The sequence below is a fragment of the Deinococcus aestuarii genome (assembly GCF_018863415.1).
Lineage (GTDB): Bacteria > Deinococcota > Deinococci > Deinococcales > Deinococcaceae > Deinococcus > Deinococcus aestuarii.
Genome location: NZ_JAHKSN010000002.1, coordinates 152,163 through 173,297, shown reverse-complemented (window position 1 = coordinate 173,297; position 21,135 = coordinate 152,163). Strand labels below are relative to the sequence as shown.

Sequence of the window (21,135 nt, the reverse complement as noted above, 5' to 3'; positions counted from 1 at the left end):
AGGAGCCCCCCATGCGCAAGTTCCTGACCCTGGCCCTCACCCTCGCCGCCGTCCCCACCGCCGCCGCCGCGCCCGTCACCCTCACCTACTGGCAGTACGACTTCGCCAGCAAGGTGGACACGATGAACAAACTCATCGCGAAGTTCGAGGCGCAGAACCCGGACATCAAGATCCGGCAGGAGACCTTCCCCTACGACGCCTACAACCAGAAGGTCGCCTCCAGCGTGCCCGCCGGTCAGGGTCCCGACGTGGTGAACCTCTTCTACGGGTGGCTGCCCCAGTACGTGGACAGCGGGTACCTCCAGCCGCTGCCCGCGCGGGACTTCCCGGTGGCCCAGGTGGACAAGACCTTTGTGCCGATGGTGCAGACGAGCAAGATCGGCGGGCAGTATTACGCCCTGCCCACGTCGGTGCGCACCCTGGCGGTGTTCTACAACAAGGACCTGCTGAGGCAGTCCGGGGTCCTGACGCCCCCCCGCACCTGGGAGGACTTCATCGCCGCCGCGCAGAAGGTGGTCAAGGGGGCGCCGCCCCGCTTCACCACGTTGGGCTTCGGCATCCAGCCCGACGGGCAGGATTACCACGTGGTCCGCGAGGTCCTCGTGCGGCAGTTCGGCGGCTCGCCCTTCAGCAAGGACGGCAGGCAGGTCGCCTACGACAGCGACGCGGGCCAGAAGGCCATGAGCTTTTACACCGACCTCTTCACGAAGTACAAGCTCGGCACGCCCAACTTCTTCCCGGGCAACAACTCGTACCGCGACGCCTTCATCGCCGGAAAGGTGGGCATGATCATAGACGGCTCCTTCGCGGTGAGCACCATCCAGAAGGGGGCCAAGTTCAACTGGGGGGTCGTGCCGCTGCCGGTCCTCAAGGGGAACAACGTCCGCAGCAACTTCGGCTCCTACTGGGTGAACGGCATCACCAAGAACGCCCGGGGCGACAAGCTGGCGGCCTCGGTCAAGTTCCTGAAGTTCCTCACCAGCGAGGACACCCAGCGCACCTGGCTCCAGTCGGTCGGGGAGATTCCCGCGAGCCGGAAGCTGTCGAACGACCAGCAGCTCCGGCGCGATCCCGTCTACGGCCCCTTCGTGCAGGCCCTGCCCTTCGCGCACTCGACCCTCTTCGTGGACGAGGCCGGGCAGCGCAAGGCCTGGGTGGACGCGATCAATACGGTGATCTTGCAGGGCGCGACCCCCGCCAGCGCCGTGAAGCGGGCGGCGGCGGACGAGCAGAAGATCCTGAATGGCTACTACAAGTAAGTTGCGGGGGGGGCGGACGGCGGCCCGTTCCCCCTCCCGCACGGGCAGCCTGCGCCGCCACCAGATCCGCACCGCCTACACCTTCCTGCTGGTGCCGCTGCTGTTCTTCCTAGTGGTGCGCTTCATCCCGACCCTGATGTCCCTGCGCCTGAGCCTCTTCGACTGGAACATCCTCCGGGAGCAGCAGCCCTTCGTGGGCCTGGAGAACTACCGCACCCTGCTGGAGGACGGGCGGTTCGGCCAGGCCCTGCGCAACACCGCGCTCTACACCCTGATCGGCGTGCCCGTGCAGGTCGCCCTGGGCCTGGGCATCGCCCTGCTGCTGGGGCGGGTGCGGGCGCTGCGGGGCCTGTACCGGGCGCTGTACTTCGCGCCGTACGTCACGCCCATCGTCGCGGCGGCCTGGGTGTGGCAGTGGGTGTTCAGCCCGCAGTTTGGGCCGGTGAACACCTTCCTCACCTGGCTGCACCTGCCCGCACAGCCCTTCCTGACCTCGCCGGGGCAGGCGCTGCCCACCACCGCCGCGCTGGTCGTGTGGCAGAACCTGGGCTTTCAGGTCGTGCTGTTCCTCGCGGGGCTCGCCGCCATTCCCCGCGTGTATTACGAGGCGGCGGAGATCGACGGGGCCAGCGGGGGGCAGGCGTTCCGGAAGATCACCCTGCCCCTGCTGAACCCCACCATCGTCTTCAGCGTGGTGACGGGGACCATCGCCTACCTGCAACTGTTCACCCAGGTGGTGAACCTCAACTTCACCGACCAGGGCGGGCCGCTGGGCAGCACGATGACGGTCGCCCTGTACATCTACCAGCTCGCCTTCGGGCGTTACCAGATGGGCTACGCCTCGGCGGTGACGGTGGTGCTCTTCCTGATCATCCTCCTGATCACCCTGTTGCAGTTGCGCTTCCTGACCCGGAGGTACGACGCGTGACGGTCACCGCGCCCCTGCCCGCCGGGCGCAGGCGGACGGATGCCCGCACCCTGCTCGCCTACCTGATCCTCACCGTGGGGGTAATCCTCACCCTCTTCCCCTTCGCCTGGATGCTGCTCACCAGCCTCAAAAGCTTTCAGGAGCTGTTCAACCTGGCCTTCCTCCCCGCCGACCCCACCCTGGACAACTACCGGCAGGTGCTCACCGAGACGAGGTTTCTCCAGTGGTTCGGCAACAGCCTGCTCGTCGCCACGGTGACGACCCTCAGCGTGCTGTTCTTCGACTCGCTGGTCGGGTACACGCTCGCCAAGTTCGACTTTCCCGGCAAGAGTCTGATCTTCATCCTGATCCTCTCCACGCTGATGATCCCCACCGAGATGCTCGTCATCCCCTGGTTCGTGGGGGTCAGCGACCTGGGGCTCACGCGGTCGGTGCCCGGCGCGTACTTCTCGATCATGTTCCCAGGGCTGATCAGCGCCTTCGGGGTCTTTCTGATGCGGCAGTTTTTCGAGAGCCTCCCCGACGACCTGCTGGAGGCGGCCCGCATCGACGGGATGCACGAGTTCGGCATCTTCTGGCGGGTGGCCCTGCCCCTGGTGCGCCCGGCGCTGGCGAGCCTCGCCATCTTCACGTTCCTGGGCAACTGGAACGCCTTCCTGTGGCCGCTGATCGTCATTCAGCAGCCCCAGTTTCGCACCCTGCCGGTCGGCACGGCGCTCTTCAACGGGGAGGCGGGCACCCAGTGGGGGCTGATCATGGCGGCGAGCAGCCTGGCGGTGATCCCGGTGCTGCTGGTGTTTGCCTTCTTCCAGCGGCAGATCATCGAGGGAATCGTGCTCACGGGGATGAAGGGCTAGGGTGCGGCCCTCCCCCCTAGCCGACGAGACCCAGTGTCCACCCCTGCGGGAAGCCGGGACCTTCAGCCCGGTCAGCGCGCGCACGCCCAGTCCCACCGCCCCCCGGAGGGACCTGGTTAGGAGCTGCCCCTCCCCGCCGGGGTCCTGTTGTGAGAGAACTCGTCGTCCTGGGCAATGTCAACGTCGACCTGATCCTGGGACCGCTGGGCGCCTGGCCGTCGGAGGGCACCGAGCGGGGTGTCTGGCGGGTGGGCGGCAACGCGGGCAATGCCGCCGTCGCTCTCGCGGCCCTGGGGGTCCTGGGCCTGCCTGATCAGCACGGTCGGCGGGGACCTGACCGGCGTGTGGCATCCGGTTCCTGAACCGACTTCCGTCACGGTGGCCGTCACCCACCCGGGCGGCGAGCGCTCCTTCATCACCCACCTGGGGCACCTCGGCTGGTCGGACCTGCGGGCGTCGGTGCCGTCCGCGTCCCCGGTCCTGCTCGCCGGGGGGTTCCTGACCCCAGGCCTGCGCCGGGACTACCCGGCTCTCCTGCGTGAGCTGACCGGGCATGGCAGCGAGGTCGCGCTCGATCCCGGCTGGCCGGAGGGGGGTTTACGGAGGAGGTCCGGGCCGAGATGATCTCCTGGCTGCCCCACGTGACGCACCTGCTGATCAATGAGCTGGAAGCCCGCAGCCTCGCCGGCGAGCCCGACCCCCGGCGGGCGGTTCGCGCACTGGTCGGTCTCCTGCCCCCCGGGGGCACCGCCGTGGTGAAGCTGGGGGCCTGCGGGAACAAGGAGTGCCACGTTCCCGCGCCGACGGTGCGCGTGATCGATACGGTCGGCGCGGACGACACCTTCAACGCTGCCTACCTTCAGCCGCGCCTGGCGGGCCAGAACCTGTGCACAGCGCTGCAACACGGGGTCCAGGTCGCCTCGCGGGCCATCTCGACCTCTCCCCGCAGTTTCGTCCCCGCCGGACGGGTGGCCCGGTGACGTCTCCTGGCCGCTGCTGGAGGCGCCGCGGAGGGTGATCCGCCGTCCTGCGCGTGGGACACCCGCCCCACGCCGTGACGGTGACGCACGGCAGCGGCGACCTCGCCGACGCCGTTTTGAAGGACGCTCCGAAAACGGGGCCCGCCCTGCCCGTGAGTACGGGGTGAGCGTGGCGACGATCAACCTCATCCTGCACGGGAAGACCTGGCGGACCTGAGGATCAGCCGCCCTCGGCCCCCCGCCTTGACGCTGGTGGGGGCCCGCCCTATGATTCAGCCCTGCGGCAGAGCGCCCGTGCACGCCGCAGGAGCCAGAAAGCAGGCAACTGCAAGTCAGGGTCGTTAGCTCAATCGGTAGAGCAGCTGACTTTTAATCAGCGGGTTCCGGGTTCGAGTCCCGGGCGACCCACCAAGGAAACCTCGTCTGAGACGAGGTTTCTTCTTTGGTGCTGTGAGCTGCTGACCCTCTCAAGGCCTCGCGTGTCCAAAACGTGTCCATAACGATTTAAGGGCTCCCAAGGGTCACGCGAAGCAGGTCGGACTGGACTGCGGACGTCTGGTCCTCTCCTGTACCGAGGAAAGAGTGGGAAAGGTGGGATGCGTGGGATAAAGCAGGGTTGGAGCACGTCCAGAACGGTATCCCACGCGTTGTCTGCGTTTGGGGCTATGAAACACGCCGTTTAGGGCCTGGTGAGGTGATGGGCAAGAACGGCCAGGACGACGCGGAGCCGCAACCCTGCGAGCGTTTTGGCTTGAACGGAGCGAATCTGCCCCGCAACCAGTTGGGAGAAGACCGTCTCGATGCGTTTGCGGAGTTTGGGGTGGCGGGAGTCCCGCCACCCCGTGTCATAGCGGGTGTTCTTTTTGGGCGGGAACACGAAGCCCAGAGCGGCATAGCCCTTGTCCCCGATGACCTTGGGGCCGCCGAACTCCGGCCATCTTTGATTCAGCTCAAAGCCGACGGTCAGGTCGTGAAGGTTGGCGGGCCGCAGGGCGTAGTGGACAATCTTACCGCTCGCAGTCACCCACGCGTGCAACTTGTAGCCGTAGAAGTCGCCCTGAGTTCCGTACCCCCACCGTGCGCCCGGAAACGCGCAGCGTTTCGTGCGTTTGGGACGACAAATCGGGAGCGGCATGGAGTCGATAATGACCTCGGCCAACTGTTCAGCCGTCGTCACCAGAGCTTCGAGACGGGTAAGGAGTCGCACGCTCCGCGTGTACGCCTGGGTGTAGGAGGGAAGACCCTTGCGGTCTTCCCGGAGCAAGCTCCACCAGATTGAAGCGTGTGGCACCTTGAACACGAAGCGGCTCAGCAGCAACGCGATCAGCCAGGCGTCTGTGATCTTCTGGTGTACGCAGGTGGACCGTGTGCTGAAGTGCCTCCGGGTCCAGCGATAGAAGTGGCGGATGGCCGCACGACGGCCTAGACTGTGACGGGGACGATATCTAGCCATATCGTTCCCCTTTTTATGCGCTTAGCACGCTGTTTTTGCCCCGCAACCCCAGGCCCTAAACGGCGTAGACTGTTCAAATACAAGGCAAGATTGTTTAGTTAAACCGTCAACCTACACCATGTCTGTAGGAATGCTTTGTAAATTGCCACCTCGGCGCGATAAGCACGAGGTGGATCTTCTGGTGGCAAAGATGAATACAGGCCCAGATGTGCAGGGTAGTTTGCCACTTTCAGAACTTGCATAGGCTTCCTCTTCGTTATGCACTGGCCGACTTTGGGTGACGACCGCCTTCCTTCTCGAAGCGGCGTTTGTCTACTTCAGGCACCTCTTGCTTTATCGCCGCGCCCCTGGCACACTCTTGCCAGGTGACAAGATGACTGAGCCCTCGCAGGAGCCCCTGACCGCCCGGCAACGGGACGTCCTCGAACAGGTTGCCCAATTGGAGGCGCAGGGCGTGGCGATCACGACGCTGCGGCTGGCACAGGTGCTGGGGCACTCGCGCCAGAACACCCGCAACCACCTGCTCGCGCTGCGCGACCAGGGCATGGTGCGTTACCAGGCTGGGGAACGCTTTACCGCCGTGGTTCAGCTCACCGAAGCTGGCCGAGCGCTGCTGGGCCTTTCCGAGGACTCTGGGCTGCTCTCCTTTCCCATCGTGGGCGAGGTGGCGGCGGGCGAGCCGGGGCTGGCCGAGGAGCGCATCGAGGGCTACGCGGCGCGGCTGCAGGACGTGCTCGACCTGCACGAGGGCGACTTCCTGCTCAAGGTGCGCGGCGACTCCATGATCGGCGTGGGCATCTACCCCGGGGACCTGGTGGCGATCCGGCCCCAGGCCGAGGAACCCCACAGCGGCGAGATCGCCCTGGTGTTCGTCCCCGGCGAGGGCACCGCCACCCTCAAGCGTTGGGGACGCGACAACGGCACGGTCACCCTGCTCAGCGAGAACCCCGCCTACGCGCCCATGACCTTTCCAGCCGAGGAGGTCAAGGTCCAGGGCTGCCTGGTCGGGCACATCGGCACCGGACGCTCGCGCCGCAGCGCCCCCGAGGGGAACCAGGAGGGGGCATGACGGCGCTGCCCCGGTCGGACGTCCCGCCCGCGGTTCACCCCGCGGTGCGTTACGGGGAACTCCCCCCGCCGAGCGGCGTCTCCTGCTCGTCCTGGAAGCCCAGGATGGGGCCGCGGACGAGGCGACCCTGGCGGGGGCCCTGGGCGTGACGCCGGAGGCTCTCCGGGGGCAGCTCCGGGGCCTGGCGGCCCTGGGGCTGGTGCGGCCCGTCTCCACGGGGTGGGCGCTGCCGGAGGACCTTCGCGAGCGGGTCCGGCGGGACCTGCGCGGCGTGGTGGGCGCGCGGCTACTCGTGGCCTCCCCGCAGCGGCTGCGGACCCCCGCGCTTTCCGTGGGGGAGCGCGTGCTCGCCCGGCTGTGTCGGGAGGCGTTCTTTCCGCACCCGGTGGCGGCGCGGGTGCCGCTGCGCCGGGTGCTGGACGTGCAGGTGATGAACTCGCTGCTCGACGAGGCGGACCAGTCCTTTCTCGCGCACGGCAGCGCGCACCTCGACCTGCTCGTCGAGGACCACCTGACCGCCGCGCCGCTGCTCGCCCTGGAACTGGACGGCCCGCAGCACCGGGAAAGCCCGCAGCGCGAGCGGGACGCCCGCAAAAATCGCATCCTGCGCGTGGCCGGATTGCCGCTGCTGCGCCTGTGGACCGACGAGCGCGAGCCGCCCGCCGAGGGCCTGCTGCGGGCGCTGCTGGGCTGGCGGCTGCGGGAGGCGCAGCGCGACCCGGGCTTCCGGTGGATCTGCCCCGGGCCGCTGGGGGAAGGTGGCGGATGACCGATTTACGCGGCCTGGGGCGCGGCGTCCTGCCCGCCAGGGGGGAGGAGCAACCGGGATGAACGAGTGGGTGATCTACACCCTGCACCTGGATCATTACGCGACCGGCGAGGGCCGGCTGATTCAGGTGCTGGTCACGGTGGCCGTCAGCGAGGCCGAGGCGCGGCAACGCTTCTGGACGACGTTCTGGCCGGGGGACAAGGGCGCCGAGGACTACTTCGGGCCGGTGTTGGTCCTCACGCGCGGCCTGGACCGCGAACGGCTGGGCCACTGGCTGACCGGAGCCTTCATCGACAGCCTCGAGCGCACGCTGCCCTACAACGGCGTGTTCACGCTCTCGTGGCAGTTCAACAGGAGCTGAGGAGTACGCCCCGGGCCCGCGGGTGCCGCCGCCTGGCGCGCGTGTGCCTCGACGAGCGGATGAGCGAGGGGATGCTGGGGCACCGGCTGGGGCGGGGCCTGCATGGGGCGGCGCGCAGCCTGCTGGTGGGGCCGCAGGCTGGCCGGGGCGCTGAGCCAGCTGGCGTGGGGCCCGGGGAGCGCGCTATCTAGGAGGTCTGCCATGGCCGAGACCCGAACGAACACCAACCTCGTCCTCGACCCCACCGTCGCCGTGCCGGTGCATCGCCTGCCCGCGGAGCCAGCGGCGCGCGAGAACCGGGTGCTGACCCGCGCCCTGGTCAACGGGGAAACGTGGGTCATCAAAGGAAAAGCCAGCGACCTACCCACGACGCTGGAGTGGCTGGGGGAGCTGGGCTGCTGAAAGGGATGCGTCTTGAACGACGTGCTCATCACCCTTGCGAAGCTGGATAGCCCTCGCTTCTTCGTCGAGCAGAAGGTCTCGGGGCTGTACGTCTACCTGGGCGAGGCCGCCGTCGTAAACGTGAGTAGGTCGCAGCCGTTCACGGTGCCACTGGCGCTGCCCGACGAGGTGCAGCGGCGGCTGGGGCTCGGGACGAGGCCAGGCGGGAGCGCGTGAAGATCAGGTCGGTCTCCCCCGGCTTGCCGGTGTTGTCGCCGAACAGGTGGGTCTGGGTGCGCACGCCGAAGGGCTGAGCGCACTCCTGCAACGTCCACTCCGGGTAGACCGACTGCAACACCTCGCGGGTGGTCTGCAGGGTGAAGGGGCGGGCGTCGGTGCGGACCACAATGGTCGCGTCGTCAGTGAGCAGCCGGCGCGACACCGTGAAGATGTCGGTCAGCAGCTGACGGTAGTCGTCCGCATTGGCGAAGTCGCGTTCATGCTTGTGCGAGCCGCGGGTGGAGTTCGACCACGGCCCGCCGAGCAGCCAGCGGCGGATCCACTGGTCACGGTTGTAGTTGACCAGCCCGAAGTAAGGCGGTGAGGTGAGCAGCAGGCGATAGCGCGGCGTGGTTACGCGCGGGCGAAGCTGCTTGAGGGTCTGGGTGGAGTCGCCCAGTAGCGTGCGGATCGGCTGGGGTGGCATCACACCGTATCTGTAACGCCGCTCGATCTTGCCGCGCAGCATCGTTTGGATGTCCTTGGGTTGGGGGCGCAGGCCGCGCTCCTTCCACCACGCGACGGCGTAGTCAGGTCCCATGCTCTTGGTCTGACGCATCTGGTTGGACAGCGAGACCTCGGCGTTGCCGTGCAGATCGACGAGCAGCAGCGCCATCAGGGTGCGATCGACGACGTTGGCCCGCCAGTCGAGCTCGCGGCGCGCCACGGTGAGGAAGCGGAGCACGTCGTGGTGAAAGGCCCACTCGAAAAACTCGGGCAGCGGGTCCGGGGCGTCTGGCAGCGTTCCGGCGGGCAGCGCGGCGCTGATGTTGAACAAGGCTTGGAGGCGCTGCAGCACAGCCTGCTTCGGTGCCGGGTGCAGCTTGGTCGCGGCGTAGACCCACGCGACCGGGTTGATCTCGCTCCCCAGTCCACCGCGGCCCAGCGCCTGAGCGGCCGCGAGGGTGGTGCCGCGGCCCATAAACGGATCGAGGACGCCGTCACCGGGGTCGGTGTAGCGCTGGATCATCTCGTAGGCAAACTCCAGCGGGAACATGGCGTACCACGGTCCCAGGCGCATCCAGCTTGATGCAGCGGAGGCGGTGTTGGCCTTGGGGGCAGGTTCGTACATCGTGTTCATCGTTCCACGCCTGCAGGTTCTTCGCCACGCAGAAACCGCCGCAGTACCCCGGCGTTGGCGTGGGCCGGGATGGCGGCCTCGGCGTGGGCGACCACCAGAGGGATGGTCGCGTTGGGGTAGCGGTCGGAGACCAAGGCGTCGAGCAGCGACAGGATCACCGGCAGGTTGGGGAACTGCTCCACCCGGGCCTCGCTGAGCGTCGCGTCGTCGCCAGGGCGCAAGAAGGCTGGCATCAGGGTGATCAGCGCGCCGCCGGTGGTGTGGTACAGCGCCTTGCGGCCGTAATGGCTGGTTGAGCCGTAGGGCTTGAAAGGCCCCGGCCCCACCTCGTGTTTAAAGATGATGTTCTTCTTGACGTACGCGTCGTTGACGAGCAGCACCTCGCCGGGGTTGATCAGGCTGGTGCGCCGCACGGTGCGGGGATCGGGCATCTCCCCCGGTGTGCCGGCCTCAGGAACCGGGTGCGCCAGGCGGAGCAGGTGATCCTGGAACATGCCGGTCTTCTCGATGCCGAAGACCGTCGGAACGGTTCCGGTGCGTTCCTGGCACAGCTCCGCGAGGCGCGCGAGCTCGCTCTTGATGCTGATCGCCAGCCACGCCGGGTGGCCGCTGACCGCCAGCGGGCCGTCCATCACCACGGCCACGGTGCGCATCGAGCTCCACAGGGCGTGGCGTTCGAAGTAGCGCATGATGTTCACGAGCACGAGGTGTTCGATGGCGCTGCGCGTCTCGGTGACGGCGGTCTGGTTGGTGGCAACGTCTGTGAAGGCTTCGTAGATGCGCAGGGCATCGGTCGAGTAGGTGGGGTGCTCGCCGCACTGGCACGCGCCGATGGCGGCGTGGGAGTGGTAGCGGGCCTCCTCGTGGGGGCACAGATCCATCAGCGGGCAGCCGGGGAGTTTGTCGCTACGCCCCTCTCGCAGCGACAGCAGCGTCTCGTACGTCTCGAGCAGGGTCTCGCCGTCGTCGAACACGCGCCGCGATCCAAGAACTTCGTAGACCTTGCGGCGGAAGCTGCTGCGGGCGTCGGGGTCGTCGCCCAGGACGAGGTTGGTCGACGGCAGCAGCAATTCGATGCCTTCGGTGCCGTGCAGGTCCTTGAAGCGCCGGGGATCGGGAATGCCCCGGTCCTCGACGTCGCGGAGCTTGCGCAGGTCGATGAACACCGCGGCGATGGTCACGACCGCCGCCTCGGCGCCGGGAAAGCCGCCCTCAAGCGGGATGTGGCCCTCGGAGCCGTCGATGGCGATGACCAGGTGCGGCAGCGCCTCGGGGTCGGGCCGGGGCACGCGCAGGGTCGGAGGCGGCGCGCCGGTCGCGGTGGGGGTCTCGATGTGCATCTCGGCGCGCATCGCATGGGCCTCAGGGCTGTCCAGCAGCCGGCGCAGGCTCCCGGTGACGCCGCCGCGTTCACCCTCGTGGGGCATCAGTCGTTGCCTCCGTGGACGGGCACGGTGCTGGCCGGCAGGGCGCTGGTCGAGAGGTCGAACTTGCGCACCTGCACCGGGATGGTGAACACGTTGGTGCGGGTGCGCATGCGGATAAAGCCGCGGTTGGGCGCACGCTGGATCGACTCGGCGAAATCCTCGAAGTCGTAGTACTTGCTCACCTCTCGCACTTCCTCGGTGTTGTTGAGGTGCGCGATGAACCAGTTGGAGGTGTTTTTCAGGATGTTGCTCTGCAGCGCGCTGACCTCCTGGGTGGCGTACACCAGGCCGAGGTTGAGCTTGGCCCCTTCCTTGGCGAGCCGGGCCCAGATGTTGACCTCGCCGTCGGCGGAGCGCTTGGGCAGCAGGTTGTGCGCCTCCTCGACGTAGACGAGGATCGGGTGGGGGCTTTCCCCCATGCCGAAGACCTCGACGTGGCGCTGGAGGATCTTCTCGATGATCTTGTTGGCAACCACTTGGTTCGGGCCAGCGCCACCGAGCGACTGGTCGATGATCACCATCTTGCCGTTGAGCAGGTCCTGGTAGATCGTCTCGGCGTAGTCCTCGGTGAGCCCGGCCTCGTGGTTCTCCCGAACCCGCGCCGCGAGCTTGGGGCCGTTGGACCACGCGAACATGCCGATCAGATTTCTGAAGGTGGCGTCGGCCCACGAGCGGCCGTTGTGTCCTCGGCGGTACGCGGCGTCGAATGCGTCGAACTCAGGGCGGCCAATCAGCTTGGCCAGGGCCTTGCAGATGGTGATGACGTCGTCCCAGCTGACCTGCGCCTGCTCCAACAGGTCCGCGGCAGTGGAGAACTCGTTTTGCAGGCTGGCGTCGCGGTCGCTGCGGGCGTTTCTGCGCGTCCCAGTTCCCTCGGCGGGGGGCGTGCGTAGGGTCTCCCGCAGCTGCGCGTTGAAGAGGTTGGTGATGTCCGGCGCGAATGGTGCTCGCAGCCCACCCCCGTGCAGCAGCGCCCGGTAGACCAGCAGGTTGCGGTTGTAGCGCACGGCCTGCCCGTAGGCCTCCTGATCCGGGAAGGTGCTGAAGTCCGGGAGGCTCAAGTCGGCCGCGAGGAAGTTGCGGATGTACTGTGAGTCCGAGCCAGCCAGCGCCTCGTCGAACAGCTGCTTGCCGAGCAGCAGCGTGTGGATGTTGGTGAGGAAGGCGGCGGTGGCCGCGTCGAGATTGGCTTCACCGTGACCCTGGCTGGCGCTTTCGAGTTGTCTCAATTGCGCCGCATGCAGCGGTTCACCGTAGAAATTGATCTTCAGGAGCTCGCGGTGCGGATCGCGCGGGTGCGGCTTCAAACCGTAGGTCGCGAGCTCGCTCTCGCGGGTCAGGTTCGGGAAGTGGGTGTAGATGTTCTTCAGCGCGTTGGGGTTGTCGGTGCCGCCGTCCTGAACGTTCTCGTTGGCGTACTCGCCCTGTGGATCGAAGATCAGCTGCCCGATGCGGTTGCTGCGCGCGCGCCGCTCGGCTTGCTCAGGCGTGTCGCTGGGGTTGAGCGGCACCGCGTCGCGCCGCAGCTCGTAGATCGCCTGGGCGATCACCTTGGTGGTGTTGGACTTGCCGCTGCGGGTCATGCCGAACAGCGCGGTCTTCTGGCCGATCAGGTCGGCGGGGGTGATGGTGACGTCGACCGCGTCGCTGCTCTGCGAGCGCCGAGTGCTGGCGTAGCGGATCGCCGCGATGTTGACCAGTCGGCCGCCCAGCGGGTGGTCACTCTTGACGTCGGGGTCGGAGTAGTTCACCAGGGCCGCGAGCGCCGCGCCTGAAGGCTTGTAGACCTTCATGCCGCGGCCCGAATAGAAGTTGTCGATGTCGGTGCCCAGGCGCTTGCGCAGCTGTTCCGGGTGGTCGGGGTCCGGCTCAAGGTAGACGGTGCCGAGCACCCGGCAGGTCAGGCCGCTGTACGACAGCTTGTTACGGGTGTACTTGTCGACCTGGTCTTCCCACGGGCGCTCGTCGCGCATGGCGCGCTCGATTGCCTCGGTGCGCTGGTCCTCGCGTTCGCCCTCACGCGGCAGGGTGCGCGGCTCGATCACCCGCAGCAGGACGATCTCGGTCCCCTCCCCGTCGGGGTCGAGTTCGCTGCACCCGGGGTCGATGCAGGTGGCGATCAGGAAGGCCCCCTGGGGGATGCCCTGCACCTCGCGGCGGAAGTGGTCGTGCACCTGCACCGTGAACGCGCTAAAGCCGACGGTGAAGACCTCGCCCACGTAGCGCTCCGGCTGGATCAGCGCGCCCATCAGCTGCGCCGCCGAGCGGCGGCGGGCGAGTTCACGTGCTTCCTGCTCCTGACGAGCGGCTTCTTCATGGTTCTCGCGGAGAATCTGGCTGCCTCGGGTCATGCGTTACCTCGGTGGGGGGAGCGGGGCGGAGCGCGGTGTGGGGTGGGGATCAGGAGCGCCCCTTGGGGAGCCTGCTGACGTCCTGGCGGAACTTGTCGTGCATCCGGACGGTGAAGTCGCTGGAGCTGACGCTGAAGACCTCGCCGACATAGCGCTCGGCCTCCTGGCGTTCCTGCTGGCGGTGCGCTTCTGTTTTCTGACGGTGCTGCTGGATGATCTGCTCGGGGTTCGTCACACGCGTCTCCATGAGGGGGAAGTGTGAATAGCCTAGCATTCCTACTTTTCAGATCGGGCCGCACATGCGCGCCTTCTGTGGCGCTCCCAGGGCAGCCGAGAAGCAGGTCTGCTGGCAGAGGACGCCCGCCTGGTGATTCGCACCGGCGCTCGCTCCTGCCCCCTTGTAACGGCCGTGAACGCCCCGCGGACCGTTTCTCCCGAAAAGCGCCTATTGCGCCACGCATGGCTGTCTGAGAGGAAGATGCAGACGCACCTGGTTGCGGACAAGACGGACCGACTCGGAGGGGTTGACTTGATCATGACCCTCCGCTGAGGTCTGACCGTGACCCCCAGCGCCGCCAGGTCCCGCGCGCCGAGATCCATGTGAAGGGATGTGAGAACTGCTCCCTCAGTCGGTGCCCAGCTCGGTCACCTCGTCCTCCTCGTCCCCGAGCTCGTAATCGGGGACGTAGTCCTTCACCAGGTGGCTGAAGAACAGCGGCGCGGGCAGCTTGGTCCATCCGTCGTAGTGGGCGTAGCGCCGGCGCAGCTTCGACACCAGGTGCACCGCCCCCTCGAGGCTGAGGCTCCCCGGCGCGATGACCGAGACCTCCAGCGCCTCCGGGGTGGCGTACCCCTTCACGTGGGGCTTCAGGAGGCGGCGCCCCTTCCCGCTCACCTTGACGACCTCCAGATGCCCCGACATGCCGCGGGTCACCTGGTGGGTGTGTGAGCCGAAGCTCAGGAAGGTCGTACCTGCCAGCTCCCCGGCCGCGCCGCCGCGCGCGACCAGGTAGGACTGGCTCTCCGCCCAGCGCGGGGTGGGCAGGCGCTGCCCCAGCACCTCGATCTCCTGCTGCCCCAGGCGCAGCACCTTGCCCACCTTGTCCTGGGCGCGCAGGCGCATGAGCGTCAGCGCTGCCCAGCTGCGCTGCATGCGGCGGCGACTGCTGTCCCCCGGCTCGAAGCACAGCTCGTGAACATCCAGGTGCTTGTCGTAGAGCCCCGGCCAGAAGCCGCTCACCGTGTCGCCGTCGATGAACACGACCTCGGGGATGCCCGGCTGCGCGCGCGCCTGGGTCTCGTCCAGCACCGTCTGGAAAAAGGTCTGCACCGCCAGGCGGTCGGCCGCCTCGCCCGGGCTCATCTTGCGCGTCCCGCCCAGCAGCCGCACCGTCGCCTCCCGCAGGGACAGCCAGCCGGTCGCACCGCCCGGCAGCAGCAGCTGGGCCTGGGTCTGCTGGGTCTGCAGGTCGAGGCGCAGCGCCACCGGCACCGTGGTCGCCGCGTTCCGGCGCGACCGCGTGCTGTTCACGGTGACCACCGTCAGCGCGGTGACCGCGGCGTGGATCGCGTCCCCCTCCCCGGCGAGCTCCCCGGTGTCGTCCTCCACCGGGTCGAGCATGCCCAGCGGCTCCCAGGCGAGATCCTGCATCGCGCGAATGGTGCGCCGGATGAAGTCTGTCGCCTCGTCGCTCGCCTCGGGGTCGATCGGCCGCAGGTACTGGGCGTGGACCCGCAGCCCGCGCAGCAGCGCGATCTTCGAGGCCCGCTTGTTCACCGGGTCGTTGGCGCTGTCGCCCTCGCCGCGGGGCACGACCAGCAGCACCCCATCGAAGGTGCCCTCCAGGTGGTCGAGGTACTTCTTCCAGGCCGCCAGGCGCTCCTCGGCGCGCTCCGCGGGCGGCAGGCCCTTGCCGGGCAGGCTGTCGACCGGCCCCGAGGTGTGGGGCGGCATGGCAAGGCGGGTGATGACCACGCGGTTTTCCAGCACGCGCTCCAGGATCCCCGCGGCCCTCGCCGCGCTCGGGTCCTGGTTCGGGGCGTGCAGCAGCAGCAGGCGGTAGGGGTGTCCGTAGTGCTGGTCGATGCGGCCGCGCTCACGTGTTGCCCACTGCCGGGCTGCTTCCCGGCGCTTCTCGATTTCGGCGTCCGCCTTGCCCGCCGCCACCTGGGCCTCGGTGGGCTGATACTCCGCGAACAGCTGCTGGAAGGGTTCGCTGGGAGACCCGTTCTCCCTGGCCCCCTCCTCGTGCAGCGCGCGCAGCCCGGTCCAGGGGCGCAGGCCGCGGGTGGCGAGGGGCAGGCTCGCCGCCGCGAACGCGATCAGGCGGTCGACCTCCAGCGCGCCCGTCGCCCCACCCCGCGCCCCGCGGCCCTGCCGCGCCACCGCGAGAACCTGGCAGGCCGGGTGGGCGAGCAGCTCGGGGTGCAGGCGCCCCTCCTGCAGCGGGACCTCGGGCAGGCTGGGAAAGCGCTGGCGCAGCGCCTGGTAGTCCAAGCCTGCCTCCCCGCTGAGGTGCTGCCGGTACTCCACCCGCAGGGTGACGACGCTGGGGTTCGGGTCCGCGGCGGTGCGCGCCGGCAGGGCGTAGAGGGTCACCTTGCCGTGGAAGGTGCTCGCGTTGTCAGTCCACTGCCGCCGCGACAGCTCCATCACCAGCAGCGGCTCGGAATTCCCCAGGTGGGTCTTGGTCTTGAGCCGCACCACGTAGGAGGTGGGGAGCTCGCCGCGCGTCGTCCCCGCCCGGTAGGGGTCGGTCATCAGCTCGACCACGCCACCCCCCATCTCCCTGGAGACGATGCGGCGCAGCCCCCCGCGCCCCGGAAACAGCTCGGCGCCCTCCAGCGCCCGGGCGGCCATGTCCGCCAGGTCCCGGTGCCCCCAGGGGCCACCCTGCCAGTGCCGGGGGTCGAAGCGCACCTCCTGGGCGCGCACCGCCGTGGGCAGGCGCTCGGCGACCGAGAGGCGCGTGGCCTCGTCGAGGTCCGGCATCTTCAGCAGCCAGGTGGCGAGGGCCGCCCGGGCGCGGGTCAGCGCCTCCGGGGCGGGCGTCGTCGTCACCAGCAGCGGGCTGCGCACGGGGGCGCGCGTCAGGCGCCAGAGGTTGACCTCCGTCCGCAGCGTGCCCGGGTCCTGCAACTCGAGCAGCAGGCGCAGCATCGTGGTGGGCAGGCGTCCGGGCTCCTTGCCCAGGCGGGCCTGGCGCTGCTGCTCCACGGTGGACAGGAGCCGCCCGAAGCCCTCGTCCAGCTGAAGGGCGAGGGCCACGTGGGGCTCTACCGGCACCGCCCGCGTCTCGCCGAGCTCGAAGACCATCGGGAGGCCCTCCGTGAGCCGCCCGGCGAGCTCGAGGAGCCGCTCTTTCAGCTCGGGGGGGAGGGTGGGCTCGGGGTCGCGCTCGCGCAACGCGAAGACGGGCGGGGGGCGACGGGTCGCCTTGCGGGCGGGGGCCAGCGTGCCGGGTCGGGTCATGGGGCTCCTTGGGGGGAAAAGGGGCGAAAGGGTGAAGGGGGTCAGGCGTCGTCCGGCCAGTCCCAGTCCCCATCGTCGGGGCCGGTGACGTCATCCGGTGACGTGAAGGCGTTCGCGAGCAGGTCGGTGGGCTGGGTGAGCAGCCCCTGCATGCCGCACAGCGCCCTGGCGAACGAGCCGTAGAGGGCCTGCAACACCTCGCGGTTGTGCGGGTCCGGGTCGGCGCCCCCCTCCGCCAGCAGGCGCTGCATGCCCGCCAGCACACTCGTGGTGGGGCGGTCCAGCCCGCCCGCCGCGCTCTCGGGGGCCCAGGCCGCGTCCACGAAGTGAATCTCCGCGTCGGCCCCGCCGCGGATGGCGCGGCCGATGGTCTGCCAGACCGGCACGATCAGGTTGGCGGTGAAGGCGCGCAGCGCCTCCTTGGGCAGCTGGCTCATCTGCTGGGGGCGTTCCAGCAGCCGCCGGATGGTGCGGTAGAGCTTCGCCCGCTCCAGCCGGTGGCGGCGCGCGAGGTCCGCCAGGGTGCCGCCGTCCAGTTGCAGGCTGTCGAACTCCTCGGTCGCTCGGTTCACCAGCGAGTGCAGCAGGGTGGTGTCGCCCACGGTGGGGTGGGGCCGCACCAGGAAGTACATCACGCCGATGGCGGCAAGGTCGCGGGTCTCGCCCTCCCCGCCCAGCACCATGTTCACGCCGCGGCCGAGCGCTCCCATCGGGAAGACGAGCACCGAGAGGTCGTCGCGGCGGGCCGCGCCCTCGATCTCGGCGCGCAGCACCAGGTCCTGCCGCCCCGGGACGCGCGCGCGGGTCAGGCCGACGCTGCGGCTATGCAGCGCCGGGTTGACCTGCCGCAGGGCGTCCATGACCTGCTCGACCTGCTCGTAGCTGTTCACCACCAGCGCGGCCTTGCGGGGGCGCCCGGGGGGGCTGAGCTCCTCGGCCACGTGGGCGAGGTCGCGCTCCAGCTGCGAGGACAGGGCGCCCGCCGCGCTGCTGCGCCCGGCCAGCCCGCGCACCAGCTCGCGCAGGTGGTCGTCGCGGTCCGCCCCGGCGCCGCTGACCCGGATGGGGCGCCCGGAGGCGTCCTTTTGCGAGCTGAAGCGCAGGGTGACCTTCCCCTCGCGCCCCTCGCGGATGGGCAGCAGCAGGTAGTCGGGGGGCGTGGTGCTGTGGTAGCTGGTGCTCTCGGGGAGAAAGGAGGTCGCGCTGGTGATCAGCACGCCCAGCCCGGCGCGGCTGAGCCGCTCGGGGAGCAGGCGCGAGACGCGGTCCTGGACGATCATCTCCACCTGGTTGTCGTCGGACTCACCGCGCAGGAAGCTGATCGCCGCGAAGTTGCCCAGCAGGCTGGTCGTCGAGTAGCGCCCCAGCCCCTGGCTGCCCTGGTCGGGCAGGTAGGTGTGCTTGAACGCCAGGTCCACGCCGGCAGCGAGGGCGCGCAGGCGCCGGACCCCGGTGACGAGCAGCGAGACCAGCAGCAGCAGGTTCAGCGCCCAGCGCCCGCGGGCATCGACCTCGATCCCCATCAGCAGCCGGGTGGCCTGCTCCAGCGAGGCCAGCGCCGCTTCCTCGTCGCCCTCGCTGCGCTGGTACTGGTCGAAGGCCTCGCGCAGGGCCTGCTGCCCCCCCAGCAGGGCTGCCTCGGGGATGCCCAGGTTGCGGGCGAGGTGGGCGGTGGGCAGCGCGGCGTTCTCCCGGCCGAACAGCACGTCGTAGACGGCGGTGTCCCACAACTGGGCGAGGGCGGCGCGCGCCTCGCTGGTGAGCGTCCGCCCATGCTGGCGGGCCAGCACGTCGAAGATCGCCCGGCTGGTGAGCAGCTGGCCGGAAAACTCGGCGGCGCGCGGGTCGCGAATGACCTCGGAGAATTCGCGCAGGTGGGCGTCCAGCCGGTGGGCCGCCTGCAGGTAGCGGTAGGTGGCCTTGTGGCCGCGCGAGCGGGCGTAGTAGGCGCTGGCGAGCTCGCTGTTCGCCTTGTGCAGGCCGTCCTTGCCCAGGAAGGGGGTGCGCACCAGCGACTGGGCGTCGAGGTTCGCCTGGGCCTCGTCGGCCTCGTCGACGATCACCAGGTCCATGACCTCGGGCAGCAGCTCCGCGTAGCTGAGCTTGCGGTCCGTGAGGTGGGCGGGCACCCGGGCGGTCGTGCTGAGCACGTGGCCCAGCCAGACCTTGGCCTCGACGAGCTGGGCATGGTTGTGCACCCGGCCGCAGCGGGAGAAGAGCGGGCAGAGGTGGCGCTGCTCCCGGACGGTGCCGTCCTCCTGGGGCACGCGGCGCAGCACCTGCTCGCAGGGGGGGCGCTGCTCGGGGCCCCACCCCTCCCACACGACGTCCTCCTCGGTGGTGGCGTAGGCGCGCAGCGCGCAGCCGCGGGCGAAGCGGTCCATGCCGGGGATGGTGCGCCCGAAGCCGCCCAGGGAGGGGTCCCCGGCCGCCACGACCCCGGCGATGCGGTCGGCGTGGCTCTCGTGGGTGTCGTGGCCGCGCCCGACGAGCAGGGCGACCTCGGCGGGGTCGAGGTAGCGGGTGAGAATCTCCAGCCCCTGGCGGGCGACCTCGATGGCGGTGGTGAAGACCGCCACCCGCTGCCCCCGGCGCGCCATGTGGACGCACAGCACGTTGATGAGGGTCGTCTTGCCCGCCCCGGGAAGGCCGATCAGGTGGTGCAGACCCTCCAGGTCGAGGGTGCGGCCGTCCTCGAAGCCCTTCTCCCCGCGCACCCGCAGCTTGAGCCCGTCGATGGTGCGGCCCCAGCCGCGGTCGGGCCGTTCGGCGGCGGCATCGCGCCGGTCCATGTCCGCCGCGGTGGCCGCCAGGTCGTCGAGGGTGAAGGTCAGGGCCCCGGTCCGCTCCCGACGGGTGTGGGGGGTGGGGGCGGGCGGCAGCTCGGCGGCGGGGAGGCGCACCCGGATCTCGCCCTGCTGGCCCTGCCGGACCACCAGCGAGGTGTCGGCGGGGGCCAGGGTCAGCCGGTGCGGGGGCTCGTCCTGGGGCCGCTGCAGCTCCTGCAGCTGCAGGGCGAGCAGGGGGGCGTGGGTCTCGCGGCGCCGGAAGGTGAGGTCGGCCGGGTGAAGCTCGTAGGCGAGCTCCAGCTCCTGACGCTCCTCGGCCTGGCGGGCGTTCTGCATGGCGGCGCGCACCGACTCGGGGCTGAGCATGCGCGGCAGCAGGTCCAGCCCGCGCAGCCGGCGCAGCTCCGCCTCGTGCCCGCGCAGCGCGGGCAGGGTGTCCACCGAGCGGAAGCCGCTGAGCAGCAGCGGCAGGCCCGCCAGGCTGCCCTCGCCCAGCTGTTCCATCAGCAGACAGGCCCACTGGATCTCGCCCGCGCCGGTCCAATCGGCGGTCATGCTGGCCTCCCGAAGGTGCTCAACACGTCGTGGACCGTCATGACCTCGAGCGGGATCCGCAGCTCCGCGAACTTCTCCCGGAGCTGATCCCGGCGGGCCTCCCCGCGCACCCGGGTGCCGCGGTCGGTCACCACGACGATGCCGCGGCGGTAGAAGGCCAGGTCGCCCAGCTCGCGCTGGAAGCGCCGCGCCAGGGTGGGCATGGAGGCGTAGTCCTTGAGGTCGAGGCCGATCTCGCGCTCCCCGCCCAGGCCGAGGTCCACCTCGTCCTGGTTGGGGTAGAGCGTGACGTCGTCGCGGTGCTCTTTCAGCGCCTGATAGAGCCGCAGCTCGTCGCGCCCGGGATTCACCCAGTACAGCACCAGCTCGCCGCGCAGCACCCGCAGTTGGGCGGGGTCGACCCAGTCGCGCAGGTGCACGTCGGGGTGCTCCTCGCGGCAGCGCGCCGAGGTGCAGTGCGGGGGATCGCCCGTCTCGACCAGGCTGCCGCAGTGGCCGCAGCGGGCCACGGGTCCCTCCGAGCCGCCAGCCAGCGGGGGGTACATCTCATGGACGAGCGGCCCCAGCAGCGGCAGCAGGGTGAGGGCGTCCAGCTCGCGGATCAGGCTGTCGAGTTCGGCCTGGGTGGCAGCCGGATGGGCGACGATGAAGCGCCGCAGCCGGGTGTAGGCGTCGGCGCGGCTCTGGGCGAGGGGCACGGCGCGCAGCGTCTCCCTGAGCTTGTCGAACCAGAGGTTTTCCTTGAGATCCGCGAGGTTCTGCCCCTCCTGACCGAGGCTCACGCACTCCGGGGTGGGGCTGCGGACCCCGGGGTCGATCAGCACCAGCTCGGCCAGGTCCTCGTGGCCGTCCAGGAGCGCGTCCGGGGCCCAGTCCCCCAGCGGCCGGGTGCAGTCCACGACCAGCTGATGCAGGCTGTCGGCGCGGGCGAGGTTCCCCGACGCGATCTGCAGCCGTGAGAGCCGGGCCTGGGCCCGCAGCAGCAGTTTCGGCGTAAGAGTGCGCCCGCGGTCGTCGCGGGCGTCCAGAATCGCGCCGCGCGCGCAGGCCTGGTGCTGGAGAACCAGTCCCGCCGCCAGCAGGCGCAGAGTGTCCATGGGGTCGGCGGGCTCAGCAGACATGAC

18 protein-coding genes and 1 tRNA gene are annotated in these 21,135 nt (G+C 69.5%); 11 read left to right on the top strand and 8 right to left on the bottom strand.

Going from position 1 to position 21,135, the window contains the following annotated elements:
* Positions 1-11: 11 nt before the first annotated feature.
* From IC605_RS03895 to IC605_RS03875, 7 genes are all read left to right on the top strand, one after another.
* A complete protein-coding gene (locus IC605_RS03895; RefSeq protein ID WP_216319296.1) occupies positions 12-1,259 on the top strand; it encodes an extracellular solute-binding protein in 1,248 nt (415 codons plus the stop codon).
* Complete coding sequence (locus IC605_RS03890) at positions 1,243-2,187, top strand: carbohydrate ABC transporter permease (protein ID WP_216319292.1); 945 nt, start codon at positions 1,243-1,245, stop codon at positions 2,185-2,187. The genes IC605_RS03895 and IC605_RS03890 overlap by 17 nt, the downstream gene beginning before the upstream one ends.
* On the top strand, positions 2,184-3,044 hold the full coding sequence (locus IC605_RS03885; protein ID WP_343216493.1) for a carbohydrate ABC transporter permease: 861 nt from the start codon (positions 2,184-2,186) through the stop codon (positions 3,042-3,044). The genes IC605_RS03890 and IC605_RS03885 overlap by 4 nt, the downstream gene beginning before the upstream one ends.
* A gap of 149 nt (positions 3,045-3,193) precedes the next feature.
* A complete protein-coding gene (locus IC605_RS24420; protein WP_246580372.1) occupies positions 3,194-3,406 on the top strand; it encodes a hypothetical protein in 213 nt (70 codons plus the stop codon).
* A gap of 16 nt (positions 3,407-3,422) precedes the next feature.
* A complete protein-coding gene (locus IC605_RS24415; protein ID WP_246580371.1) occupies positions 3,423-3,668 on the top strand; it encodes a hypothetical protein in 246 nt (81 codons plus the stop codon).
* Positions 3,665-4,024 (top strand): carbohydrate kinase family protein, encoded by a 360-nt coding sequence (locus IC605_RS24410; protein WP_246580370.1) that lies wholly within the window; start codon positions 3,665-3,667, stop codon positions 4,022-4,024. The genes IC605_RS24415 and IC605_RS24410 overlap by 4 nt, the downstream gene beginning before the upstream one ends.
* A 335-nt stretch (positions 4,025-4,359) precedes the next feature.
* A tRNA-Lys gene (locus IC605_RS03875) sits at positions 4,360-4,435 on the top strand.
* A 268-nt stretch (positions 4,436-4,703) separates the two neighbouring features.
* Here IC605_RS03875 and IC605_RS03870 read toward each other — a convergent pair.
* The gene (locus IC605_RS03870) at positions 4,704-5,477 is read right to left on the bottom strand and encodes an IS982 family transposase (RefSeq protein WP_216319289.1); all 774 of its coding nucleotides are present in this window, start codon (positions 5,475-5,477) and stop codon (positions 4,704-4,706) included.
* Positions 5,478-5,850: 373 nt separating this feature from the next.
* On the opposite strand from IC605_RS03870, the gene lexA reads away from it, so the two are divergent.
* The 4 genes from lexA to IC605_RS03850 all read left to right on the top strand — a co-directional run bounded on the left by lexA (position 5,851) and on the right by IC605_RS03850 (position 8,078).
* Positions 5,851-6,546 (top strand): transcriptional repressor LexA, encoded by a 696-nt coding sequence (lexA, locus tag IC605_RS03865; protein WP_216319285.1) that lies wholly within the window; start codon positions 5,851-5,853, stop codon positions 6,544-6,546.
* 145 nt (positions 6,547-6,691) lie between these two features.
* Positions 6,692-7,315, top strand: a complete 624-nt coding sequence (locus IC605_RS24405; RefSeq protein WP_216319282.1) for a DUF2726 domain-containing protein — start codon at positions 6,692-6,694, stop codon at positions 7,313-7,315.
* 58 nt (positions 7,316-7,373) lie between these two features.
* Positions 7,374-7,676 (top strand): hypothetical protein, encoded by a 303-nt coding sequence (locus IC605_RS03855; RefSeq protein WP_216319279.1) that lies wholly within the window; start codon positions 7,374-7,376, stop codon positions 7,674-7,676.
* Between the two features lie 201 nt (positions 7,677-7,877).
* A complete protein-coding gene (locus IC605_RS03850) occupies positions 7,878-8,078 on the top strand; it encodes a hypothetical protein (RefSeq protein ID WP_216319276.1) in 201 nt (66 codons plus the stop codon).
* A 139-nt stretch (positions 8,079-8,217) separates the two neighbouring features.
* On the opposite strand, the gene IC605_RS24985 is transcribed toward IC605_RS03850, so the two are convergent.
* From IC605_RS24985 to IC605_RS03815, 7 genes are all read right to left on the bottom strand, one after another.
* Positions 8,218-9,417 carry a DNA methyltransferase gene (locus tag IC605_RS24985; protein ID WP_216319274.1) on the bottom strand — a complete coding sequence of 400 codons (1,200 nt, stop codon included), beginning with the start codon at positions 9,415-9,417 and terminating at the stop codon, positions 8,218-8,220.
* Complete coding sequence (locus IC605_RS03840; RefSeq protein WP_216319272.1) at positions 9,414-10,844, bottom strand: DNA double-strand break repair nuclease NurA; 1,431 nt, start codon at positions 10,842-10,844, stop codon at positions 9,414-9,416. Before IC605_RS03840 ends, IC605_RS24985 begins: the two co-directional genes overlap by 4 nt.
* Positions 10,844-13,195, bottom strand: a complete 2,352-nt coding sequence (locus tag IC605_RS03835; RefSeq protein WP_216319270.1) for a helicase HerA domain-containing protein — start codon at positions 13,193-13,195, stop codon at positions 10,844-10,846. Before IC605_RS03835 ends, IC605_RS03840 begins: the two co-directional genes overlap by 1 nt.
* Before the next feature lie 49 nt (positions 13,196-13,244).
* Positions 13,245-13,442: a hypothetical protein gene (locus IC605_RS03830; protein WP_216319268.1), complete on the bottom strand. Its 198-nt coding sequence runs from the start codon at positions 13,440-13,442 to the stop codon at positions 13,245-13,247.
* A gap of 378 nt (positions 13,443-13,820) precedes the next feature.
* Positions 13,821-16,667, bottom strand: coding sequence for an RNaseH domain-containing protein (locus tag IC605_RS03825; RefSeq protein ID WP_216319266.1), 2,847 nt, complete (start codon positions 16,665-16,667; stop codon positions 13,821-13,823).
* Between the two features lie 41 nt (positions 16,668-16,708).
* Positions 16,709-20,011, bottom strand: a complete 3,303-nt coding sequence (locus tag IC605_RS03820; protein WP_216319264.1) for a pPIWI_RE_Z domain-containing protein — start codon at positions 20,009-20,011, stop codon at positions 16,709-16,711.
* A complete protein-coding gene (locus tag IC605_RS03815; RefSeq protein WP_216319262.1) occupies positions 20,008-21,132 on the bottom strand; it encodes a restriction endonuclease-related protein in 1,125 nt (374 codons plus the stop codon). Before IC605_RS03815 ends, IC605_RS03820 begins: the two co-directional genes overlap by 4 nt.
* Positions 21,133-21,135: the final 3 nt, after the last annotated feature.

Bases quoted from the DNA above. Each gene is read 5' to 3' on its own strand.
- IC605_RS03895 (WP_216319296.1), top strand. From the start codon at position 12: ATGCGCAAGTTCCTGACCCTGGCCCTCACCCTCGCCGCCGTCCCCACC.
- IC605_RS03890 (WP_216319292.1), top strand. From the start codon at position 1,243: ATGGCTACTACAAGTAAGTTGCGGGGGGGGCGGACGGCGGCCCGTTCC.
- IC605_RS24410 (WP_246580370.1), top strand. From the start codon at position 3,665: ATGATCTCCTGGCTGCCCCACGTGACGCACCTGCTGATCAATGAGCTG.
- IC605_RS03870 (WP_216319289.1), bottom strand. From the start codon at position 5,477: ATGGCTAGATATCGTCCCCGTCACAGTCTAGGCCGTCGTGCGGCCATC.
- lexA (WP_216319285.1), top strand. From the start codon at position 5,851: ATGACTGAGCCCTCGCAGGAGCCCCTGACCGCCCGGCAACGGGACGTC.
- IC605_RS03855 (WP_216319279.1), top strand. From the start codon at position 7,374: ATGAACGAGTGGGTGATCTACACCCTGCACCTGGATCATTACGCGACC.
- IC605_RS03850 (WP_216319276.1), top strand. From the start codon at position 7,878: ATGGCCGAGACCCGAACGAACACCAACCTCGTCCTCGACCCCACCGTC.
- IC605_RS24985 (WP_216319274.1), bottom strand. From the start codon at position 9,417: ATGAACACGATGTACGAACCTGCCCCCAAGGCCAACACCGCCTCCGCT.
- IC605_RS03840 (WP_216319272.1), bottom strand. From the start codon at position 10,844: ATGCCCCACGAGGGTGAACGCGGCGGCGTCACCGGGAGCCTGCGCCGG.
- IC605_RS03835 (WP_216319270.1), bottom strand. From the start codon at position 13,195: ATGACCCGAGGCAGCCAGATTCTCCGCGAGAACCATGAAGAAGCCGCT.
- IC605_RS03830 (WP_216319268.1), bottom strand. From the start codon at position 13,442: ATGGAGACGCGTGTGACGAACCCCGAGCAGATCATCCAGCAGCACCGT.
- IC605_RS03825 (WP_216319266.1), bottom strand. From the start codon at position 16,667: ATGACCCGACCCGGCACGCTGGCCCCCGCCCGCAAGGCGACCCGTCGC.
- IC605_RS03820 (WP_216319264.1), bottom strand. From the start codon at position 20,011: ATGACCGCCGATTGGACCGGCGCGGGCGAGATCCAGTGGGCCTGTCTG.
- IC605_RS03815 (WP_216319262.1), bottom strand. From the start codon at position 21,132: ATGTCTGCTGAGCCCGCCGACCCCATGGACACTCTGCGCCTGCTGGCG.